The sequence below is a fragment of the Citrobacter sp. R4 genome (genome assembly GCF_026719175.1).
Lineage (GTDB): Bacteria > Pseudomonadota > Gammaproteobacteria > Enterobacterales > Enterobacteriaceae > Citrobacter_A > Citrobacter_A sedlakii.
Window position 1 is genome coordinate 1 of record NZ_JAPPSU010000039.1, and the last position, 2,247, is coordinate 2,247.

General features: G+C 55.8%; 2 protein-coding genes. Both read right to left on the minus strand.

Annotated elements, in window-relative coordinates; all coding sequences use genetic code 11:
- Window positions 1–1,247 (minus strand): type VI secretion system tip protein TssI/VgrG (tssI, locus tag OOJ60_RS24360; protein WP_205613294.1); only part of this gene is annotated, 1,247 nt, incomplete at its 3' end.
- Window positions 1,248–1,465: 218 nt separating this feature from the next.
- The gene (locus tag OOJ60_RS24365) at window positions 1,466–1,984 is read right to left on the minus strand and encodes an Hcp family type VI secretion system effector (protein WP_199957785.1); all 519 of its coding nucleotides are present in this window, start codon (window positions 1,982–1,984) and stop codon (window positions 1,466–1,468) included.
- Between the last annotated feature and the right edge of the window lie 263 nt (window positions 1,985–2,247).

The following is a 2,247-nucleotide window of genomic DNA, read 5'->3' on the forward strand; positions in this document are numbered from 1 at the left end:
CCCGCCCACGCCTGCGCCACCCGTATCCAGCACGAGCTGTCCTGGTTCGCCGGGTTATACCGGTCCCAGTTAAACTTCACCCGCACCCGGCCATGTTCGTCGCAGAAGATTTCCTCCCCCTCCGGACCGGTGACCACCGCCGACTGCGGGCCGTCCACTGACGGTTTTTCCATCGGCCGGGGCCGCCACGTTCTGTCCGCCGGTATCACCGTAAAATCATTCTCAAGCGTGGTCCCTGAGCCGGAACGCCCCGCCACCGCCTGCGGCTGTTTACCCTGCAGCTCGCTGCTCACCACCTGCCATTCCCGGTTCAGACCCGCCTGCGGGTGTGCCGTCAGCTGAATACGCCGTCCCGGCCATATTGCCGGCGAGCGGCTTTTTCCCTGCGCCTCTTCGGCATTATTGCGCCATCCCTCCACCTGCCAGCGGGCGAAGTTCTGCCCGTGTCCGTCCTTGAAGCGCCCCGGATAATCAAACACTTCATACTGTGTACGCTGGTGATCCAGATCCTGCCCCTGCTGCTCAAAGCGACCCGCCCAGCCGGGGCGTTTAAAGGTGTAGTCCTTGCCGGTGACTGAAGACGGGCGTATCTGTGCGCTGTGGCGGAACTGGCTGATACACGGCGTGCTCACTTCGGTCCGGGTATTCGGGTTCCACGGGATTTCAAACGCCTCCGGCAGAAAGCGCACCGTGTCGCACAGCACCAGGCTCTGGTCGTCGCTGTCAGGCGAGTGCTCTTCGTAGAAGAACACCCCTTCCTCCGCCGCCATCCGCGCTAGAAAGTCAAAATCCGTTTCACCGTACTGCACGCAGAACTCCCGCGCCGGATGCGCCTCGCTGAACAGCGGGCTCCAGTCCGTTACCCCGTTTTCCTGCAATATCGTCCCCAGAATGCTTTTAATGTCCTCATTCTGAAAAATACGGGAGTTCTGCCGCAGGGAGGCGCGCCACAATGGCGGGCGGACTTTCATGCTGTACAGCATCTGGCGCCCGTCGTTTTCCCCCTGCTCAAACCAGGTCACAATGCCATTCACCCGGCGCTGTACCTCATCACCCTGCCAGATTTTAAGGTGCGCTGTTTTTTCCAGTACCTGAGAAAAATCAATGCTGAGAAGCTGCTGGCTGACCAGCGAAATATCGAGAGTGAACAGCGAGGAAAGGGACTGCTCCAGGTGAAAGGACTCCACGACCAGCGCATCAGCTGGCAGGCCGTCCACCTCCAGTGTGAAACGTAATCCTGTTGACATGAATAACCTGCTGAATTAACAGAGAAAAAAAACCACCAGCCGGACTGCGGCGAATGACAGTACAGTGTCACGCTTGTATTCAGGCACGCTACCGCCGAAGTTTCCGGCGTCCGCCATCTCCCGTAAAAAAACGTAACCCCTTACTGACACTGCTTTTTTTTACGAACCCCGATAAAAACAGCACCCTGCCCGTAAGGGCGGGTGCTGTGGATTCAGCCTTATGCTTCCAGCGGCGCGCGCCAGTCGTCAGCACCGGAAGTACCCGACCTGACGTGCTCCCACTCGATTTTGCGATAGGCCAGCGAAACCTCGAGCAATTGCGTGAACTCGCGCTTTGCCGGGTCCTGGCAGTGCGGCATATGCAACTTCATATCCACAATCGTCGAGTCCGTCAGGCGGGTGGTGAAGTAATGCTCCTGTTTGCCTTCAACAGAAGTACGCCACCAGTGCAGTTCAGTTTTCGGCAGCATTTCGCCGGAAGCCAGCGCGTTGTACAGCAGCGGTACGGCTTTGTTCAGCGCCACAGTAAAGACGAACGGCTTATGCGAACGCTGGCCACTCGGCTGCCCGGACTGCGGGTCGGTGGGTACAGTCACGTTGTGCTGGAATTCCTGTACCAGCATTTCATCCTCGTGCCCCTGCACGTAGATATTGCCGACAGAATCTGCAGTGAATGCACCAGCGGTAATATTCCCCTGGGTTTGCCCCGTAATTGAGATGTAACACGGTGTTGGCATTTGTAAATTCCTTGTTAGCGATTAACGACATTTTACGTACACCTGCCGAAAGACATTCGACAGATAAAAACATGCGGATTACATAAAAAATCCTGTAGTCTGAGCCCTCTTTACGTGGCTGACTGAACCGTACAGCCAGAGGCTAAAAAGCATTCACCTGATGGCTGAATCAAATGCTCATATATCCATATGGTGATATATCAGCATTCATTCCTGTAAAAAAAGGACGATAGCTTATCCACGAATAAATATTATATTCATCA

What these genes read in the sequence shown, in the direction of transcription:
- OOJ60_RS24365 (WP_199957785.1), bottom strand. Translation starts at nt 1,984, where the DNA reads ATGCCAACACCGTGTTACATCTCAATTACGGGGCAAACCCAGGGGAAT.